Raw genomic sequence first — 17,749 nt, 5'->3', positions numbered from 1 at the left:
GGCAGACTTGGGGAATGCTGCGTTTGAAAGAGCACGGCGGCGCCGTCGACTTCCTCACCTCCGACCACCATTTCGGTCACAAGCGGATCTCCGCGTTCGCCGGACGCGGCTACGACGACCGCCTGGACGACATGAAAGAAATGATGATCCAGCGGTGGAACGACGTCGTCTCCCCATCGGACACGGTGCTGCATCTCGGGGATTTCGCTTTGGGGCCCCGCAGCAAGACGCTGCGTGCGGCGCAGCGTCTCAACGGCGTCATCCTGTTCATGCCCGGCAACCACGACGCCGTCTCTCAGCTCTGCGGGGGACGACGGCGCAAGCTCTATGAGACGCATTTCGTGGAGTTGTTGCCGGAGACCGGCGACCGGCTGGTCACCGCCGCAGGCAACGAGGCAGTGGTCTCTCACTATCCTTTCGATGACCCATACGCCTCAGACGCGATGCGTGCGCTCATGCCGCACGATGACGGTCAGGTGCTGCTCGTCCACGGGCACACGCATCAGCGCGACACCGTGCGCGGCCGACAATTTCACGTCGGCGTGGACTCCCATGACTTTTTGCCCGTCCCGGCGGCGCGGGTCGCGGAGTGGATCGACGCTAACGCGTGAGCGGTCCCCGGTTGCGCAGCGCCTCGCGGAAGGCGGCTTCCGCCCGGGAATCGAAGGCCACGAAGATGACCTCATCGATGTCCGTGCCCAGCTCCCAGGCCAGGGAGTGCACCGCCTCCACCGCGATGCGGGCGGCGTCGGCCATGGGCCAGGAGTAGGCGCCCGTCGAGATCGCCGGGAAGGCGACCGTGCGTGCGCCCAGATAGAGGGCCGTGTACAGCGATTCCGTGTAGGCCGAGGCCAGCACATGCGACAGATCCTCGGAGATCGAGTACACCGGCCCGACCGTGTGGATCACCCACTTCGCGGGCAGGTCGCCGGCCGTCGTGGCGATCGCCTTGCCCGCCGGCAGCCCCTTCTTCAGTTTCGTGCGCCGGATCGTCTCGCAGGCGGCGAGCAATTGAGGTCCCGCGGCCCGGTGGATGGCCCCGTCGACGCCACCGCCGCCCAGCAGCGTGGAATTCGCGGCGTTGACGACCGCGTCGACTTTCATCGTGGTGATGTCCCCGGTCACTGCGCTCAGTTTCATGGCCTCGAGCCTAGTCCCCGTCCGTGCCGTCGACGACGGGCGATTCCTCCCGTTCTCGATTGTCAAAACGTCACTGAATATTTTTAAAGCACATTTTTCAGCGTCGTCGGCCACCCCTCGACCCACCCCTTCATTCGCCTCATGAGCTGCTGTTTTCGACTTAAGAGAGAGAAAATCCAGGGAGGAAATCGCTCACAGTCTCAACCCTTCAGTGAGACTTCAGCTTCCGCGCCGCTTTTTATACGTATCTTGGTAATCACCCGATCTTAAAGGAGTGAAGAATCCATGAAGAAGTCACGCATTCTCGCCGCCGCCGGTATCGCCACCAGCGCCGCCCTGTTCCTGAGCGCCTGCAACGACACGCAGGACGACACCACCACCGTGGAAACCACCACCGCCACCGACGCTGCTGAGGCCACGCAGGACGACACTGCGGACAGCGCTGAAGAGGGTCGACAGGAGGCGGCCGGCGAAGAGACCCAGGATGACGGCACCGTCACCGAAACCACCGTCGCCGATGACGCGGCCGGCGGGGATGACCCGGTCTTCGGCGCCATTGACGCCGTCATGGCCGACTACCCCGAGGGCATCATCATCAGCATCGACCGTGAGGACGACACCGACGCCTACGAGGTCGACGTCGTCGAGGGCGACGAGGTCTTCGAGCTCAAGGTCGAAGAGGACGGCAACGTCGTCGAGGATGACCGCGAGCACGACGGCGAGGACATTTCCTACGCCCAGGACACCACCGTGTCCATCACTGATGCCATTCAGGAAGCACTCGAGCAGCACGAGGACGGTTTCCTGGATGACGCCGAACTGGACGAGGACAACGGCACCCTCAGCTGGGAGATCAGCTTGGACGACGTTGACCGCAACGACCTGACTGAGGTCCGGATCGCAGCGAACTAGTCGCCGGCTTCTTTAACCGCACTGCCGCATAGGGGTCATCCCTATGCGGCTTTTGCCTGTGCAGACCAGGGTTTTCAGCCACAATGGACACCATGAAGATCACCCGCCGTTTCCATTCCTGCGTCGAGCTCGCGAAAAACGAGACGACCCTGCTCATCGACCCGGGTTCCTTTGAGGTGCCCGCCAACCTAGCCGAGGTCGACGCCGTCCTGGTCACCCACATCCACCCGGACCACGTCGACGCCGAGGCGCTGGCCACCGCCCAGAAACGCAGCCCGGGGCTCAAGGTCTACGGACCCGCCGAACTGCGCGAGCACGCGGACGTCGACTACACCGCCGTCACCGACGGTGACGCCTTCACCGTCGGCGACTTCGACGTCTCGGTCCACCGCTGGCCGCACGGCGCCATCACCGAATCCACTCCCCTGCCGGACAACCTCGGATACCTCGTCGACGGCCGGGTCCTGCACACCGGCGACTCCTTCCCGGACCTCGAGGGCGTCGAGGTCGCCCTGGTCCCGGTCAGCGCGCCGTGGCTGAAGATGCTCGACGTGGAGGCCTTCCTCAAGACCACCAAGCCGACGTCCTTCATCGGCGTCCACGACGGCATCGACAACGACTTCGGGCTCGCCCTGCGCAAGAACCTGCTGACCAAACTCGCCGAAGAAAACGGGCTGAACTACCTGCCTCTGCGTCCCGGCGACGCCACGGAGATCTGACCGGGCTCGCAGACGCCTCGGAGGCGCAGGGGCGAGAGACAGCATTTTTCTGGGCAGCGGACATGATTTCGCTGCTAAAATGATCACCGTGAAGCGCTGTACTGCAATTCACGCCGACTTCTTCGGGCGCATCGGCTGCGTCGGCGACCGCATGCACGTCCACCCCGCTCGTCGAAGGGCAGCCGGGCGAGCCCATGGAGGTTTTCCCATGAACCGTGTCAGCCAAGCCATGAAATCCGTCCACCGCATCGGGTTTCTCCCCGATTCCTGCCGTGAACACTGGCGGGTGGACGCCCCGCTGCCCATCGGCCACGGACAGACCAATTCGCAGCCGAGCACCGTGGCCAACATGCTCGAACTTCTCGACGTCCGACCAGGTCAGCGCATCCTCGACGTCGGCACCGGCTCCGGCTGGTCCACCGCGCTGCTGGCCACGCTCACCGGGCCGGACGGCACCGTCACCGGCACCGAACTGGTGCCCGAGCTGACGGCGTTCGGGCAGAGGAACCTCTCCGCGCATGACCTCCCGAACGCGCAAATCCGGCAGGCCGTGGACGGGGTGTTTGGGCTACCCGACGAAGCTCCCTTCGACCGCATCCTGGTGTCGGCGGAAGCCCCGGAACTGCCCACGGATCTGGTGGCACAACTCGCCGATGACGGAGTGCTGGTCATTCCGGTGGCGGGTGACATGCTCCGGGTGAGGATGGTCGACGGCGCGGCGGAGACTACCCGCCACGGCCGCTACCGCTTCGTGCCGCTGTTGCGTGGCTGAACTGGTTGCAGCGCTATCACTTACTCCACTCCATGCCCGTTCTGAGCTCTGCGGCAGTGTCCCGGAGGAAACGGATGACCACCTCCCGTTCCTCCCTGGTCAGGCGGGCGGCGGCATAAAACCGGCGGGACTGTTGGGCGCCGACGGTCTCCACCGCCGAGGCATGCGTTTCCCGGGTGATGCTGATCGCTTGGGAGCGGCGGTCGCTGGGATGCGGGGTGCGGACGATGTGACCGCCGCGCTCCAGCCGATCAAGCAGTTTCGTGGTCGACGCGCTGGTGATGTTGAGGTGCGCCGCCAACATCGACGCCGTGACCACCTGTTCCTGATGTTCGGACACGATGAGCAGGTGCAGGGCCCGCATGTCGGTCTTGCCCAGTTTCATGTACTCCAGCGAGGCGTCGTTGAGGTGATTCTCCGCTTCCCGCAGGTCCCCCATCGCCTGCATCAGATCGTTGATCTGCTCGATGTCTTCCGGCGACACGTCAGCGCGGTCAATGAGTCGCTTATGCGGGTCGTTGGAGTCGACGGCGTAGAGGCTGATCTTATTGGGCGGGGCGCCGCCTTGGCCGTCGTCCTCCGGCTGCTTCGAATTCATGGCCTGATCCTAACACTCGGATATTGCATGCTAGGCTAACATCTTGCTTGGTTAGCTAATTGGCCACACCATCATACTCCCACCCCCGGAAGCCCCACGGAAGGACCAGCATGCTCTCTCGCGTGCCCCGCTGGCTGCGTATCTTACTGCCGGCCCTTTTCATCGTCGTCTGGCTGGCGGGCGCCGCCGTCGGCGGACCATACTTCGGACGCGTCAGCGAAGTCTCCACCAACGATCAAACCCTCTACCTGCCCGAGTCCGCGGACGCCTCGGTGGTCCAGCAGAAATTGGGGGAATTCACCGACAGCGACGCCATCCCCGCCGTCGTGGTCTTCGTCGGCGAAGAAGAGCTCAGCGAACCACAGCTGGGCGCTATCGCTGCACAACTCGACGAAGCCGCCGATCTGGAGGTGGCCGCCGACGAGATCTCTCCGCCCATCCCCTCCGAGGACGGGCTCGCCGCGCAGGCCTTCGTCCCCCTCGACTCCGCGGCCGACACCGGCGACGCGGTCGCCGAACTCAGCGAGACCCTCACCGACGGGGCCCCCGAGGGCGTGTCCGTCTACGTCACCGGCCCGGCCGGCTTCTCCGCCGACCTGGGCGCCGCCTTCGCGGGCATCGACGGGCTGCTGCTCGCCGTCGCGCTGATCGCGGTGTTCATCATCCTGATCATCGTCTACCGCTCCCTCCTGCTGCCCATCGCGGTGCTCGCGACCAGCATGTTCGCCCTGTGCGTGGCGCTGTTGTCCGTGTGGTGGCTGGCGAAGGCGGAGATCGTGCTGCTCAGCGGCCAGACACAGGGCATCCTGTTCATTCTGGTCATCGGCGCGGCCACCGACTATTCGCTGCTGTACGTCGCCCGCTACCGCGAGGAACTCCGGCACACGCAGAACAAGTGGGACGCCACCGGCAAAGCGCTGCGCGGCTCCGTTGAACCAATCCTGGCCTCCGGCGGCACCGTCATCGCGGGTCTGCTGTGCCTCCTACTCAGCGACCTGAAGTCCAACAGCACGCTCGGCCCCATCGCCTCCATCGGCATCGTCTTCGCCATGGCCTCGGCGCTGACTTTCCTGCCCTCCCTGCTCTACGTGCTGGGCCGCAGCGCCTTCTGGCCGCGCCGCCCGCTCTACGACCCGGCGGCGGTCGAAGGCGCGGCGTCCACCCGCGGCCCGTGGGCCTGGGTGGCCCGTCACGTCGGACGCCGTCCGCGCGCCATCTGGATCACGACGACAATCGTCCTGATTTTTGGCGCGCTGGGCGTCACCCAACTGCAAGCCAGCGGTGTGCCGCAATCCGAGTTGGTGCTCGGCCAGTCCGAGGCCCGCGACGGACAGGAGGCGCTCGGCGAGCACTTCCCCGGCGGCTCCGGCTCTCCCGTCTACGTGCTCGTCGACCAGCAGCACGCCTCCGAGGCAGCCCGCACCATGTGGGACAACGGGGAGATCGGCGCCGTGACCGCCACGGCCCAGGACTCCCCCACCGGCTCCGCGCCCCTCGACGAGCAGGGCACCGTTCAGCCCGCCTTCGAGGGCGGCCCGTCGGCCGAACCGACGACGATCGACGGCCAGGTCCTGCTGCAGGGCACGTTGGCCTCGGCGGCGGACTCCGCTGAGGCCGAACAGGCCGTCCGCGACCTGCGTACGCAGCTGGAGTCCGTCCCCGGCGAGGCTCTCGTGGGCGGCGTGACCGCCACCTCCATCGACACCAACGACACCGCCATCGACGACCGCAACCTGATCATCCCGATCGTGTTGTTCGTCATCCTGCTGATCCTGATGCTCCTGCTGCGCTCGATCATCGCCCCGGTGCTGCTGGTGGCCACGACGGTGCTGTCCTTCGGCACTGCGCTGGGCGTGTCCGCGCTGGTGTTCAACGGCATCTTCGACTTCCCGGGCGCCGACCCGGCCGTCCCGCTGTACGGCTTCATCTTCCTGGTCGCCCTCGGCATCGACTACAACATCTTCCTGATGACGCGCGTGCGCGAGGAATCCCTCACCCACGGCACCAGAGCAGGCGTGCTACGCGGGTTGACCATCACCGGCGGGGTGATCACCTCGGCGGGCGTCGTGCTCGCCGCGACCTTCGCCGCGTTGGCCGTGATTCCCATCCTGTTCCTGGTTCAGCTCGCGTTCATCGTCGCGTTCGGCGTACTGCTGGACACGTTCATCGTCCGCTCGCTGCTGGTGCCCGCGCTGGTCCACGACATCGGACCCAAGGTCTGGTGGCCGTCGAAGCTGGCACGCTTCTACGGCCAACCACAGCCGAAGACCCACACCAAAGCCAGCCTCAGCGTCTGATGCCCGCGGCCGCTCACTCGAAGTCGAAGATGAGCCGGACCAGGTCCATCCGGAACCAGGTCTCGCTGATCAACAACGGCTCCCGGGTGCGCGCGTCGACCGTCATGGACAGGATGCGCCACGCCAACGCCGGCTTCCGGTGCCGCAGCTTCGAACGCACCTCCGCGGGGACGTCCTCCACAGAGGCGATGCTGCGGCCGCGTTGCGGCTCGAAGCCGAAGGCGCACAACGACTCGTACACCGACTCGATCACGCCCAGCGCCGCGTCGAGGTTGCGGGCGCGCTCCGGCAGCACCCACTCCCGGGAATAGGTCGCCGGCAGTCCGTCGATGTCCCCCACCCGCACGAGCCCCAACGCCTCCTGATTCGCGGGCAATCCCAACTGGGCGGCCTCGCAGGCGGGGACCACGTCCTCACCGGAGGACACCAGGCGGGTGCGCAGCTCACGGTCGGCGGCGGCCGCGGCCGCATGCAGTGACGGGGGTTGCCGGTTGGAGATCGGCAGATCCACCCGCGAAACCACGAAAGTGCCCGCCCCGGGGACTCGGCGCACCAGGATGCGTGCCTCGAGGGAAGCCAGGACCCGGCGGATCATCGGGCGGGAGACCTGGAAACGCTCCATCAGTTCGCGCTCCCCCGGCAACCGGTCGCCCGGCGCCAAGGCGCGGACGTCTTCCAGAAGGCGCGACTCCAGTACCTCGACGGGGACGGGCGCGACCCCTGTTTCCGGCAGTACCCCCACTTGTTTTCCTCCCCTAAAGCTCTTTCCGGGAGAAGACGATAACCCACTCTCCGCACCTCGGCTGGGCGAGGCCGAGCCGGGGACCCCCGATCGGGCTTAATTCGGACGCAGCTCCAGCAACCGTCCGCCTGCTCCGTCCTCCAACACCCAGAGCGCGCCGTCCTGCCCCTCGGTGACCGCACGGATCCTCTCGCCCGCGTCCCACTCCTGCCCGGCCTCCGCCGCCTCGCCCTCGAGTTCGACGCGCACCAGCCGCTGACCGGAGAGCCCGCCGAGGAAGGCGTCGCCGCGCCATTCCTCGAATAGCTCGCCCTGGTAGATCATCAGGCTGCCCGGGGAAATCGCCGGCACCCAATGTTCCGCCGGGGCGACGAACCCGTCCTCCTCACTGTGGTCCGGGATCGGGCTCCCGTCGTAGTGGACGCCCATCGACGCGTCCGGCCAGCCGTAGTTGCCGGCCTCTGTCAGGAGATTGAGCTCGTCGCCGCCCTGCGGCCCCATCTCGGAGACCCAGAGCGCGCCGTCCGCGTCTTCGGCGATCCCCAGCGGGTTGCGGTGCCCGACGCTCCACAATTCGGCGGCGGCGCCCCCGTCCTCGAACCAGGGGTTGCCCGGCGCGGGATCGCCGTCGAGGGTGAGGCGGACGACGGCGCCGAGGTTGGTGTCCCGCTCCTGGGCGGGGTCCTCCTGCTGCCGGTCGCCGGAGGTGATGAAGAGGTGTTCGCCCTGGACGAGCAGCCGCAGCGCGAAGTGCCCGGCGCCCGGGGCAGGGGCCTGTTCCCAGATGATCTCGAGGTCGCGGAGCTCGGCGTCCGCCGCGTCCAGAGTGGCGCGGGCGGCGACGCCGTGGACCGTGTCTCCTTCGCGCGCCCAGCTCAGGTACACCGCGCCGTCGTCGGCGAAGCTCGGGGCCGGGATGACGTCGTGCAGGCCAGCCTGGCCTTCGTGGTAGACCTCGGGCACGCCGTCGACGGCGGCGGGCGTCGTTGGCGTCGGGGTCGTAGAGCTGGAGGGAGCCGCCGCGTTCGGTGACGGCCAGCAGGTCCGTGCCCGGCAGGAAACTCATGGCCCAGCCTTCGTCGAAGGTGGCGTGTTCGACCACCGTGAAATCTTCGTGGAGTTCGGCGTGGCCAGAGGACGACGGGTTCGACGACGACAGGTCGGAGGTTTGTCCGGCGGCAGGGGCGGTCTCGGATGGGGCGTCGTCGGTGCAGGAGAGCAGCGCCAACGACAACGTGGCGGTCAGGGCGGGGACGACAAGTCGGCGCATGCGCCCCAGACTACCACCCAGTGACCTAGATCACTCCTACTGTGGCGTCGGGAGGGCAGGCGTCGAGGAGCGGCGCCCAGACGCGAGGGAGACGAGCATCGTCGCGAAGGTCAACACCCACGCGATCACCCCGACCCACACCCATGCTCGGCCGATCCCGGCGGCCAGCGGCAGGTCGTCGGCCCAGCCCAGCTGCATGCCTGCGACGGCGTACATTCCGAGCGGGAAGACGATGCTCCATTGCGCCGCCTTGTAGTGCAGGGGAATGCGGTGCACGACGTGGCGCCAATAGCCGATGGCCAGCAGGGCGGGAATCAAGGCGGTGGCGAAGCACCACATGATCACGCTGACGCCCGAAATCAGCCCTTGGGTGGCGTACACCATCGGTGAACTCGCCGCGTCGAGGGAAACGATCATCGAACCGGCCACGATGGTGATGGCCATGGCTCCCATGGTGATCCAGTAGGACTGGTTCATGTCCGCGGGGCCGACCGGCCGGGAGGACAGCCGCACGATGATCAACGCCGCGACGACGACATAAAGCACGGCGCCGGAGGACCAGCCGATCACCGCGATCGTGGACAGCGTTCTGGTCAGCGGCGGGAACTGCGGGGCCAGCAGAGTGGCCAGCACCGCGATCGACTGAGCGGCGACGACCCAGACGAACCAGGAGCCGTCGACGTTTTTCAGCGGAGGGTCTCCCCCGCCAAGCACGGCCAGCCACGGTACGACGTACCCCAGGACGACGCCGACGGGCAGGGAGAGGGCGAGCAACGCCAGCGCCGCGCGCGGCCACCCCTGCACCGCCAACGCCACCCCGAGCACGTTGGTGCCCGCGACGAACGTGAACGATCCGAAGGAGCGGGCGGAGTTGCGCAGATCCGCGGCCACCAACCGGCGCCAGCCGAGCACCCGCGCCAGACTCAACCCCGCCAGCAGGACGTAGCCGACCGCGGCCACCCCCAGCATGGTCCGGGCGGCCGTCTCGCGTCCGATCTGGTCCAGCCCCACGGAGACGATGCCCGCGGCCATCACGAAGGCGAAGGACCCCAGGGGAAGGCTCCGCACGTGGTCACGCGCCCGTATCCGCAGGTTCTCTGACATCGTTCCCCTTTTCTTTTTCGACGGATCCATTCAATCACGCGGGCGCCGGCACGCTTCGTCCTGGCGAGAACCTGCTCAGATAGCCATCATGGGGGCTCATACCCCACATGCCCGAGGAGGCTAAGAATGACGACAGACCGCACCATGCTGATCACCGGGGCCACCAGTGGCCTGGGCCGGGAATTGGCTCGGCAGTATTCGCTGCAACCCGGCCACCTGATCCTGCACGGTCGCGACCCCGACAAACTCACGGAACTCATCGACGACCTGTCTCCCGCCCGTGCGCACCTGGATCCGGTGACCGCCGACCTCGGCGAGCTGGCGCAGGTGGAGCGGCTGGCCCAGGACGTGGCGGGGCTGACCGATCATGTGTCGGTGCTGGTCAACAACGCCGGCGTCGGGCAGGGTCGCGGAGACGTGCGCGAGACGTCCGCCGACGGCCACGAGCTGCGGTTGGCGGTCAACCATCTGGCGCCCTTTTTGTTGACGATGCGGCTTTTGCCGTTGCTGCGGGCGGGTGCGCCGAGCCGGGTGGTCAACGTGGCATCCGCGGCGCAGACCCCCGTCGATTTCGACGACCCGCAGCTGGTGAACGAGTACACGGGCAGCCGGGCCTATGCGCAGAGCAAGTTCGCGATGATCGCCGCCGGGTTCCGGTTGGCGGGGCAGTTGCCGGCCGGCGAGGTGACGGTCAACTCCCTGCATCCGGCGACGCTGATGCCCACCGCGATGGTGGAGGAAGGATGGGGCGCCAACGTCGACAAACTCGCCACCGGGGTCGCCTCGACGCGCCACCTGATCGATTCCCCGCGGCTCAACGGTGTGACGGGGCAGTACTTCTTCCGGACATCTCCCGAGGAGGCGCTGCCGGAGGCGTACGAGCAGGACGTGCAGGATCAGCTGTGGCGGCTCAGTGAGGAGCTGACCGGGCTGGCCTAGCAGTACAGCCCGGGGAAATGGGCGCGGCAGCGGGGCTCGTAGAGTTCCGCTCCGCCGACGAGCGGCCCGGAGGGGCGGGGCGATCGTCGATCAGCTGTTGGTGGACCGCCGCCGCGCCGCAGATCGCGCAGGTGGCGACGAGTTTTATGACGTCTTCCGCCTGCGTCATCAGCGTGGCCACCGGTTCGAAGGGGTGGCCGCCGTGGTCCTGACATAGCCCGGCGACGTCCACGTCCGTGCCCGCCCGCAGGATCTCTGCGACGACGGGTGAGAGCCCGGGCCCGAAGAACTGCGCCTCATCGAGCGCGACCACGTCCGGACGGGCGGAGGCGGCGAAGAAATGCTCCCGGAGCTCCTCCGCCCCACCCAACGCGACGGCGTCGACGCTCAGCCGGTCGTGGGAGGCGATCAACCCGACGCCGAAGCGGTCGTCGAGGCGGTGCGTGACGGCCAGGACTTTCCGACGTCGACGCTTCTCCCGGGTGATGTTACGCAGCAGCGCACTGGTTTTCCCCGCAAACATCGGGCCCGTGATCACTGTCAATTGCCCCGCCCGCGGCGGGTCGTCTCCCTGCCCCATGCCCCGGACTGTACCGGGCTACGCCCCGGGATTCGTGCCGGGTCAGCGCTCGCAGGTGACGCCGTCGCCGTCGCCGTCGCGGTACCAGCCGTATTCTTCGTGGATTCCTTGCGTGTACGGGCCGTAGCCTGCGGCGATGGCCTCACGGCACGTGCCGAAGTGCGGGTCGGTGCCGCCGCCGAGGGACGCGACCTCAGCGGGCGCCTCCTCCGCGGGAATCTCAGCGGGGGGCGCCGCCGGGGCGGGTTCCTCCTCGAGCGGCGGGATCACGTCCGGCCAGGGCTCGGTGTAGTTCAAGGCGCTGACCTCGTCCGGGAGCGGATGACCGGGGCAGGTGCCCAGCACGTCGTGCATGGCGTCCTTTTCCGCCGGGGTCACCCAGAGCGCGTAGCGGGCCTTGACGGCGATCTGGCGGGCGACGTAATCGCAGCGGAACGCCCGGTTCGGCGGCAGCCAGGTCGCGGCGTCGCCGTCACCCTTCTGCGAATTCGAGGGGCCGTCGACGGCCAACAGGTTGAGCGGGTCGTTGGAGAACTGGCGGCGCGTTTCCTCGTCGAGCTGCTGGGCGCCCTTCTGCCAGGCGTCGGACAAGGCGACGACGTGATCGATCTGGACGGCCGACGAGGTGTCCTGGCCGCGGACGAACTGGATTTCGGCGCCGGTGAACGGGTCCTGGAGCACGCCGCTGGTGACGATGCAGTCCTGCGTGCCGGGACGGTGGGTGACGTCAGACAGGTCCCGTTCGAGGATGTCGTTGCGGGTGTCACAGCCGTTGTGGTCGACGTCGGCCCAGGCCGGGCCGAATTGATCGCGGTCGTAACCGGTCCGCGGAGCTCGTCCCTTGACCGCCAAAGTCTCCAGCGTCTCCGCGGCTTCGCCGACCTCTTCTTCAGCGGGAGCCTCTTCGACGGCGTCCCCTTCCGTCGAGGAGACGGTGGATGTGTGGGTCTCCACCTCCGCAGTGACGGACGTCGTATCGGACACCGCCTCCTGTCCCGATGTGGTCTCTTCCGCCGGGCCGCAGGCGACGGCAGTCAGCGCCATCGTCATAACCGCCGCCGAAGCCGTGAGCCAACGCCGCACCTTCACCATGAACCTCCTGGCATTATTCTGAGTATTCGCTCAGTCTCCCACGCAGGGGCGGAGAGAAGAAATTACTGCGCGGGCTCCCGTTTCAACGCCTTCGCGCCGCCCCACACCCCGGCGGCGGCCAGCAGCGCGGTAGCCAGCATGACGACGGTCATCGAGACCGGTGAGGAGAGTCCCAGGGAGGCGGCCAAAGCCACCAGCGGGGAGAGCAGGCCGGCCACGATGAACTGGCCCGCCCCCATGAAGGCCGAGGCGGATCCGGTCAGCGCGCCCGCCCGGGAGATCGCCAGGGCGGAGTTGTTGGCGAAGTTCACGCCCATGGAGGCGACCACGACGAAGAGGCCGACGAGCAGGAACCAGCGGGAGGCGTCGAGAAGCGAGACCACGACGAGGTAGAGGACGGCGGTGAGCAAAACGACGTTGCCGATCTTGGCCAGCGGCAGTGCCCCGATCCGGCGCACCAGGCGGGCATTGAGCAGCGCGACGAGGAACATGCCGGTCGTGTTGACGGCGAAGATGATCGAGTACTGCACCGGGGTGAAACCGTAGTAGTCCTGCAGCAAGAATGGGGAGGCGGAAACGTAGGCGAACATCGTGGAGAAGCTGAAGATGAATCCCACGGTGAAGCCGACGTAGGCTCGGTCGCGCAGCAATAGCCCGATCGCGGAGGACAAGCGGCGCGGCCCGCCGCTGGAACGCTCCTCGTGGGGCAGGGTCTCCGGGATGGCCAGCCACACGCCGATCGCCATGACGAGGTTCAGTGCGGCCAGCACCCAGAACACACCGCGCCAGCCGACGCCGTCGACGACTAGACCGCCGATGATCGGCCCCACCACAGGCGCTGCGCCGGTGAGCAGCTGCAACAGCGAGAACACTCGCGCCAGTTCAGGGCCTTTCGCCAGGTCGCCGGCCACGGCGCGCGCCAACACCACGGCGGTTCCGCCGGCCGCGCCCATCAGGAATCGGGCGAGAAACAGCATCCATGCCTGGGTGGCCAGGGCGCTGGCCACGGTCGCGATCACCAGCAGGGCGACGCCGCCGCGGAACAATCCGCGCCGTCCGCGGGCGTCGGACATCGGCCCGGTGACCAGCTGGCCGACGGCCATGCCGACCAAGAAGAAGGTCAGGGTCAGTTGTGCTCCGGCCTGACTGATCCCCAAATCACGGCCGAGCTGCGGCAAGCCGGACAGGTACATGTTGATCGATAAGGGCTCGACGGCGGACACGAGCGCGAGCACGCCCAGGATGATGGGCGGGATCACGGCCCTCGTGGCCGCGCCGGCAGGGACGGGCTGAGTCGGGGTGGAGGGGGAATTCGCCTTATTGAACATGATTTCATTTAACAATAAAAACCACCCCTTTTATACCCGTGGGGGTATATGGGGGTGGTCGGATTATCCGGCGAAATTTTCAGCCGCGTTACCGTGGAGTTCCTTGAACTTGTTTCACGCGCGCATCGACGGATCGGAGGATCAGTGAGCGGTCAGACCCAGAGACATCGCGCACCTCGCCCTTGGCACCTGTGGGTGGTGGCCATCGCCGTGTTCGCCCTCTACCTCGGCGGGGCCCGTGACTATCTCCTGCTCCTGGTGGGCGACACCGAGTACATGCAGGCGCAGTTCGGAACGGAGGGGGTCGCGTACTTCACCGACTACCCGCTTCTGCTCCGTCTCGTCTGGACACTCAACATCCTCGGAGGCTTGACGGCTCCCCTGCTCTTGCTTGCCCGCAGCCGTTGGGCGGTTCCCGCCGCGGTGATCTCAGCTGCAGCTCAGATAGTGGTTCTCGCGGTGACTTTCGCCTTCTTCGACCGATGGGCGGCACTCGGCGCGGCGATCGCGTGGTTCGACATCGGAATTGGCCTCGTGACGGCACTCTTCGCTTGGTATTGTTGGACAATGCACAGACGAGGGGTCCTCACCTGAGGTTCCAGGGGCGCATCGCTTCCTCCTCTTGGCCCCTGTTCCTGGCCCCTGCCGCGTAGCCATCGACCGGAAGCGTTGACGCACATCTCCACGTCAGTGGCTCTCCCGGGCCCGCTCCACTTGACGTCCGCGCTGATCCGTCCGCAGTAACGGCGTGCGCGCCGCCACCAGACCCATCACCAACGCCCCCAACCCGCCTATCGCCATGTCACCGATCGTGTCCTCGTAGGTGACGAAGATGTCGGGCGTGACGTAGGTGACGCCCACCCACTCGACCATTTCCCACAACGCCCCCAGCGCCAGCCCGAAAGTGGTGGTGAGCACCACTGCGGCCACGGACGACCGGTCCCAGCCGGCGGAAAGAACCGGCACGATCCCCCATTGCGCCAACAGCAGATAACACACCACCGACAGCATACCCGCGCAGAAGAAATGCACGACGTTGTCCCAACCCGGCACCGTGGTATACAGATCGAAAACGTTGCTCCATGCGGCGATCAGCAGCACGACGGAGACGACGATATCGCCCCACGCCACCATTCCGATGAACCGCGCCAACAGCAGGCCGGGCAAAGTAAACGCCAAGATGCCGACGTCCGTCCACTCCAGAAACAGCGCCGCGGCGACTACTCCCGCCAGGCCGAGGAGGCGTAACGCGTCCGCCAGATGCTCAAGCGTGCCGCGCGGCGGACGGAGGAAATTATCGATCATCGACGGCGGAACCTTCGGGTGGAATCAGTACGGCGTGCACCGGCAGGTGGTCGGAAGGCCACCCGTTGGCGTAGCGCCGCGGGTTGTGGGCAGCGTAGAGCACCTTAATCTCGGGAGAAACGAGCACCCAATCGAGGCGGCGCCCCTCGAGCCGCGGTGGACGGTAGTTGGGGAAAGTCCCCCACCGCGCGCCGGAATCGGCCGCGAGAGACCAGACGTCCTCCAGCGTGCCCGAAGCCACAAGCGCCCGCAGCGTGTCGCTGCGGGCGTCGGCGTTGAGGTCGCCGGTGAGCACCGTCGGCACACCGCTGGCCTCCGCCAGCTTTAAGATCATGTCGACGGAACGGCGCCGGGAGCGAGCGGACAGGTGATCGAGGTGGGTGTTGGCGGCGAAAAACCTCCCTCCCGTCACACGGTCTTGAAACGTCGCCGTCACGACGACGCGGGGAATGAGGTTTCCCCATGACCTCGACCCCGCCCGTTCCGGGTGGTCGGACAACGCCAACTGGCCGCTGCTGACCAAGCTCAGGCGGGTGGAGTCGTACAACAGCGGTGAGGCCTCGCCGCCGCCGTCGGCGCCCCGGCCGCGTCCCACCGCTCGGTAGCTTCGACCGAGGCTGCGGAGGAGAAAATCCACCTGCTCGGGCAACGCCTCCTGTGCGCCCAGCAGGGTGGGCGCTTCGCGGCCCAGCAACTCCGCCATTCCGGGGGACCTGCGGTCCCACCGGTCTGCCTTCCGGGTCAGCGGGGCCGGCAGGATGCGCCGGATATTCCAGCTCATCACATGCAGGGCGGGCGGGACCGCCTTACCTACCAGCGGCTCCACTACTCCGCGCGGTGGCGACCGCCTGCGGCGTCATCGCCCTGCGGGCGGTGCGGCACGGCCTCCAGCACTTCATCCTTGTCGGCGTATTCCCGGTCGGGAATGGCGTCCAGGGCATGGAGGGTCTTCGGGCTGTCCTGGACACGCGCCCGGGCATATTCCAGCAGTTCAGCCTTAGCGGCCGGGAAGGACGCGCCCTGCAGCGCCTTGTCGATGCGAATCTCGTCGCGTTCCGTCATGGTCAGCTCCTTAATCTATTGGGTGCCTCCCTGTGTACCAGGACACCCGGGTACCGTGCCGGGACGTTTTTCTTTCACCGCCTTCACCTCGTGCCTCAAATCCGGTGATCTCCCCTGTTCACGACGTCGTGCTCCCAGGTAGGCAGACAACGAAGAGATAACTTTCCCGACATCAATGGCAGCGCCTCGGTACCGTGGCGGACACACCGGACCCGGGCACGTCGACGACAGGCGCATGGGCCGGGCGACTCGCAGAATCCCGACCGAGAGGAACCCATCATGCACCGTTCACACCGCACTCTGTCCCGGAGCGCTTTCGCCCTGGTCGGCGCGGCCGGCCTACTCGCCGTCAGCGCCTGCGCCACCGAAGAAGACCAGGATGCGGACACCGCCACCGCCACCGCCACCGACGCGGTGGTCACCGATGAAACGACGGCGGAGGAGACCACGGCCGCCGACGACGGCGCGGACAGCGACCTGAGCGCCACGCTCAACGACGCCGACGGCAACGAGATGGCCACTGTGGACGTCACCGAGCAGGACGGCGCCCTCGAATTCACCGTCTCCGCCTCCGGCATGGAGCCCGGCTTCTACGGTTTCCACATCCACGGCATCGGCGAGTGCGAACCGGACAGCGCCGCGCCGGACGACCCGGAGGACACGGGCGACTTCATGTCCGCCGGCGGCCACGTCGGCGGCGACGAAGCCGAACACCCCAGCCACCAGGGAGACCTGCCGCAGCTGCTGGTCATGGAGTCCGGCGACGCCTCCATGACTTTCCAGTCCGACCGGCTGACGCTGTCGGACCTGGACGACGAGGACGGCTCGGCCATGATGATCCACTCCGACGCCGACAACTACGCCAACGTGCCGGAGCGCTACGCACCGGAGGGCGTCGACGAAGACACCCTGTCCACCGGCGACGCCGGCAGCCGCCTGGCCTGTGGCGTCCTCGGGGCTTAAGGCACGGACCACACCATGAACGCCGACCACGCGGATCCCTCGGCCATCCTGGACCTGGCCTCCCGGCACGGTCTGCACCTGCGACCCGACTCGCTGCGCGTCAACGAGATGGGGCTGGATTTCCGGGTGGTCCTGGCACGCACCACCGACGGCGAAGATTGGGTGCTGCGTCTTCCCCGTCGCCGGGAGGTGATGGGCCGCGCCGCCGTCGAAGACCGCGTGCTGTCCCTCATCGCGCCGTACCTGTCCGTGGCCGTGCCCGACTGGCAGGTCCACAGCCGGCACCTGATCGCCTACCCCCTGCTCCCGGGCCAGCCCGGCCTGGAGATCGACGAGCGGGGCGAGGTGCTCTGGCGGGTCGATCCCTCCTCAGACAACTACGCGCGCGCCCTCGGGGAGCTGATCGCCGACCTGCACGCCATCGACCGCAAACTCGCGTTGGCCACCGGCGTGACCGTGCGCACCCCGGAGCAGAACCGACGGGCGTGGCGCGCGGACATCGCGCGGGTGTCCGAGTCCTTCACCGTCGCCCCGCACCTCCTCGCCCGGTGGAAGGCCTGGCTCGACGAGGACAGCTACTGGCCGGAGCACAGCGTGCTCACCCACGGCGAGCTCTACCCCGGCCACACCATGATCGAGGACGAACGCATCACCGGGGTGCTGGACTGGACCACCGCCTTAATCGGCGACCCGGCCCGGGACTTCGCCGTGCACCGCACCCTGGCCACCCGGGAGGCCTTCGACCTGACCGTGGACCGCTATCGGCGACGCGGCGGGCGGGTCTGGCCTCGTCTGGCGGACCACGCCGCCGAACTGGCCGCGGCGGGGCCGGTCTCCTACGGCCTCTACGTCCTGGACACCGGCGACGAATCGCAGCGTGCCGCCGCCCAAGCCCAACTCGACCCCGCCCGGGAGCCCTGACCGCC

Annotated in this window: 20 protein-coding genes; 9 read left to right on the top strand and 11 right to left on the bottom strand. The window is 67.4% G+C overall.

The window, feature by feature from the left end; translation table 11 throughout:
* The first annotated feature begins 14 nt into the window (after window positions 1-14).
* On the top strand, window positions 15-611 hold the full coding sequence (locus tag B841_RS13315) for a metallophosphoesterase family protein (RefSeq protein ID WP_020934402.1): 597 nt from the start codon (window positions 15-17) through the stop codon (window positions 609-611).
* Here the strand turns inward: B841_RS13315 and B841_RS05020 are convergent.
* Entirely contained in the window at window positions 601-1,140 is a 540-nt protein-coding gene (locus tag B841_RS05020) for an O-acetyl-ADP-ribose deacetylase (protein WP_041631757.1), read from the bottom strand. The genes B841_RS13315 and B841_RS05020 overlap by 11 nt on opposite strands.
* Before the next feature lie 285 nt (window positions 1,141-1,425).
* On the opposite strand from B841_RS05020, the gene B841_RS05015 reads away from it, so the two are divergent.
* The 3 genes from B841_RS05015 (at window position 1,426) to B841_RS05005 (ending at window position 3,543) form a co-directional block, all read left to right on the top strand.
* Complete coding sequence (locus B841_RS05015) at window positions 1,426-2,052, top strand: PepSY domain-containing protein (RefSeq protein ID WP_020934400.1); 627 nt, start codon at window positions 1,426-1,428, stop codon at window positions 2,050-2,052.
* 92 nt (window positions 2,053-2,144) lie between these two features.
* Complete coding sequence (locus tag B841_RS05010) at window positions 2,145-2,771, top strand: MBL fold metallo-hydrolase (RefSeq protein ID WP_041632096.1); 627 nt, start codon at window positions 2,145-2,147, stop codon at window positions 2,769-2,771.
* Between the two features lie 79 nt (window positions 2,772-2,850).
* Window positions 2,851-3,543, top strand: coding sequence for a protein-L-isoaspartate O-methyltransferase family protein (locus B841_RS05005; RefSeq protein WP_318532937.1), 693 nt, complete (start codon window positions 2,851-2,853; stop codon window positions 3,541-3,543).
* Window positions 3,544-3,559: 16 nt separating this feature from the next.
* Here B841_RS05005 and B841_RS05000 read toward each other — a convergent pair whose 3' ends face one another.
* A complete protein-coding gene (locus B841_RS05000) occupies window positions 3,560-4,141 on the bottom strand; it encodes a MarR family winged helix-turn-helix transcriptional regulator (RefSeq protein ID WP_020934397.1) in 582 nt (193 codons plus the stop codon).
* 110 nt (window positions 4,142-4,251) lie between these two features.
* On the opposite strand from B841_RS05000, the gene B841_RS04995 reads away from it, so the two are divergent.
* Window positions 4,252-6,438 carry an MMPL family transporter gene (locus B841_RS04995; protein WP_020934396.1) on the top strand — a complete coding sequence of 729 codons (2,187 nt, stop codon included), beginning with the start codon at window positions 4,252-4,254 and terminating at the stop codon, window positions 6,436-6,438.
* Between the two features lie 13 nt (window positions 6,439-6,451).
* Here B841_RS04995 and B841_RS13310 read toward each other — a convergent pair whose 3' ends face one another.
* The 3 genes from B841_RS13310 to B841_RS04980 all read right to left on the bottom strand — a co-directional run bounded on the left by B841_RS13310 (window position 6,452) and on the right by B841_RS04980 (window position 9,554).
* Window positions 6,452-7,180: a GntR family transcriptional regulator gene (locus B841_RS13310; RefSeq protein ID WP_020934395.1), complete on the bottom strand. Its 729-nt coding sequence runs from the start codon at window positions 7,178-7,180 to the stop codon at window positions 6,452-6,454.
* Between the two features lie 96 nt (window positions 7,181-7,276).
* Window positions 7,277-8,143 (bottom strand): PQQ-dependent sugar dehydrogenase, encoded by an 867-nt coding sequence (locus tag B841_RS04985; protein ID WP_020934394.1) that lies wholly within the window; start codon window positions 8,141-8,143, stop codon window positions 7,277-7,279.
* 343 nt (window positions 8,144-8,486) lie between these two features.
* Window positions 8,487-9,554 (bottom strand): tellurite resistance/C4-dicarboxylate transporter family protein, encoded by a 1,068-nt coding sequence (locus B841_RS04980; protein ID WP_020934393.1) that lies wholly within the window; start codon window positions 9,552-9,554, stop codon window positions 8,487-8,489.
* A 126-nt stretch (window positions 9,555-9,680) separates the two neighbouring features.
* On the opposite strand from B841_RS04980, the gene B841_RS04975 reads away from it, so the two are divergent.
* Window positions 9,681-10,493, top strand: coding sequence for an SDR family NAD(P)-dependent oxidoreductase (locus tag B841_RS04975; protein ID WP_020934392.1), 813 nt, complete (start codon window positions 9,681-9,683; stop codon window positions 10,491-10,493).
* Here the strand turns inward: B841_RS04975 and B841_RS04970 are convergent.
* The 3 genes from B841_RS04970 to B841_RS04960 all read right to left on the bottom strand — a co-directional run bounded on the left by B841_RS04970 (window position 10,465) and on the right by B841_RS04960 (window position 13,493).
* Window positions 10,465-11,073, bottom strand: coding sequence for a thymidine kinase (locus B841_RS04970; RefSeq protein WP_052337731.1), 609 nt, complete (start codon window positions 11,071-11,073; stop codon window positions 10,465-10,467). The genes B841_RS04975 and B841_RS04970 overlap by 29 nt on opposite strands.
* A 42-nt stretch (window positions 11,074-11,115) precedes the next feature.
* The gene (locus B841_RS04965; protein ID WP_245561061.1) at window positions 11,116-12,117 is read right to left on the bottom strand and encodes a GmrSD restriction endonuclease domain-containing protein; all 1,002 of its coding nucleotides are present in this window, start codon (window positions 12,115-12,117) and stop codon (window positions 11,116-11,118) included.
* 110 nt (window positions 12,118-12,227) lie between these two features.
* Complete coding sequence (locus B841_RS04960) at window positions 12,228-13,493, bottom strand: multidrug effflux MFS transporter (protein ID WP_020934389.1); 1,266 nt, start codon at window positions 13,491-13,493, stop codon at window positions 12,228-12,230.
* A 198-nt stretch (window positions 13,494-13,691) separates the two neighbouring features.
* Here B841_RS04960 and B841_RS04955 point away from each other — a divergent pair, with 198 nt between their 5' ends.
* Window positions 13,692-14,087, top strand: a complete 396-nt coding sequence (locus B841_RS04955; protein WP_156844712.1) for a hypothetical protein — start codon at window positions 13,692-13,694, stop codon at window positions 14,085-14,087.
* Between the two features lie 93 nt (window positions 14,088-14,180).
* Here B841_RS04955 and B841_RS04950 read toward each other — a convergent pair whose 3' ends face one another.
* Genes B841_RS04950 through B841_RS04940 form a run of 3 tightly spaced genes read right to left on the bottom strand, consistent with a single transcriptional unit; the run spans window position 14,181 to window position 15,860 of the window.
* Window positions 14,181-14,798 (bottom strand): hypothetical protein, encoded by a 618-nt coding sequence (locus B841_RS04950; RefSeq protein ID WP_020934387.1) that lies wholly within the window; start codon window positions 14,796-14,798, stop codon window positions 14,181-14,183.
* A complete protein-coding gene (locus B841_RS04945; RefSeq protein WP_020934386.1) occupies window positions 14,788-15,624 on the bottom strand; it encodes an endonuclease/exonuclease/phosphatase family protein in 837 nt (278 codons plus the stop codon). The genes B841_RS04950 and B841_RS04945 overlap by 11 nt, the downstream gene beginning before the upstream one ends.
* Window positions 15,624-15,860, bottom strand: a complete 237-nt coding sequence (locus B841_RS04940) for a DUF2795 domain-containing protein (protein WP_020934385.1) — start codon at window positions 15,858-15,860, stop codon at window positions 15,624-15,626. The genes B841_RS04945 and B841_RS04940 overlap by 1 nt, the downstream gene beginning before the upstream one ends.
* Window positions 15,861-16,139: 279 nt before the next feature.
* Here B841_RS04940 and B841_RS04935 point away from each other — a divergent pair, with 279 nt between their 5' ends.
* Together B841_RS04935 and B841_RS04930 are read left to right on the top strand one after the other, a co-directional pair.
* Window positions 16,140-16,823: a superoxide dismutase family protein gene (locus tag B841_RS04935; protein ID WP_020934384.1), complete on the top strand. Its 684-nt coding sequence runs from the start codon at window positions 16,140-16,142 to the stop codon at window positions 16,821-16,823.
* 15 nt (window positions 16,824-16,838) lie between these two features.
* Entirely contained in the window at window positions 16,839-17,744 is a 906-nt protein-coding gene (locus B841_RS04930) for a macrolide 2'-phosphotransferase (RefSeq protein WP_020934383.1), read from the top strand.
* Window positions 17,745-17,749 lie beyond the last annotated feature (5 nt).

The organism is Corynebacterium maris DSM 45190, assembly GCF_000442645.1.
In the GTDB taxonomy this organism is placed as follows: Bacteria; Actinomycetota; Actinomycetes; order Mycobacteriales; family Mycobacteriaceae; genus Corynebacterium; species Corynebacterium maris.
Note: the sequence above shows the minus strand (reverse complement) of the source record. Positions and strands in the feature narration are given on the sequence as shown.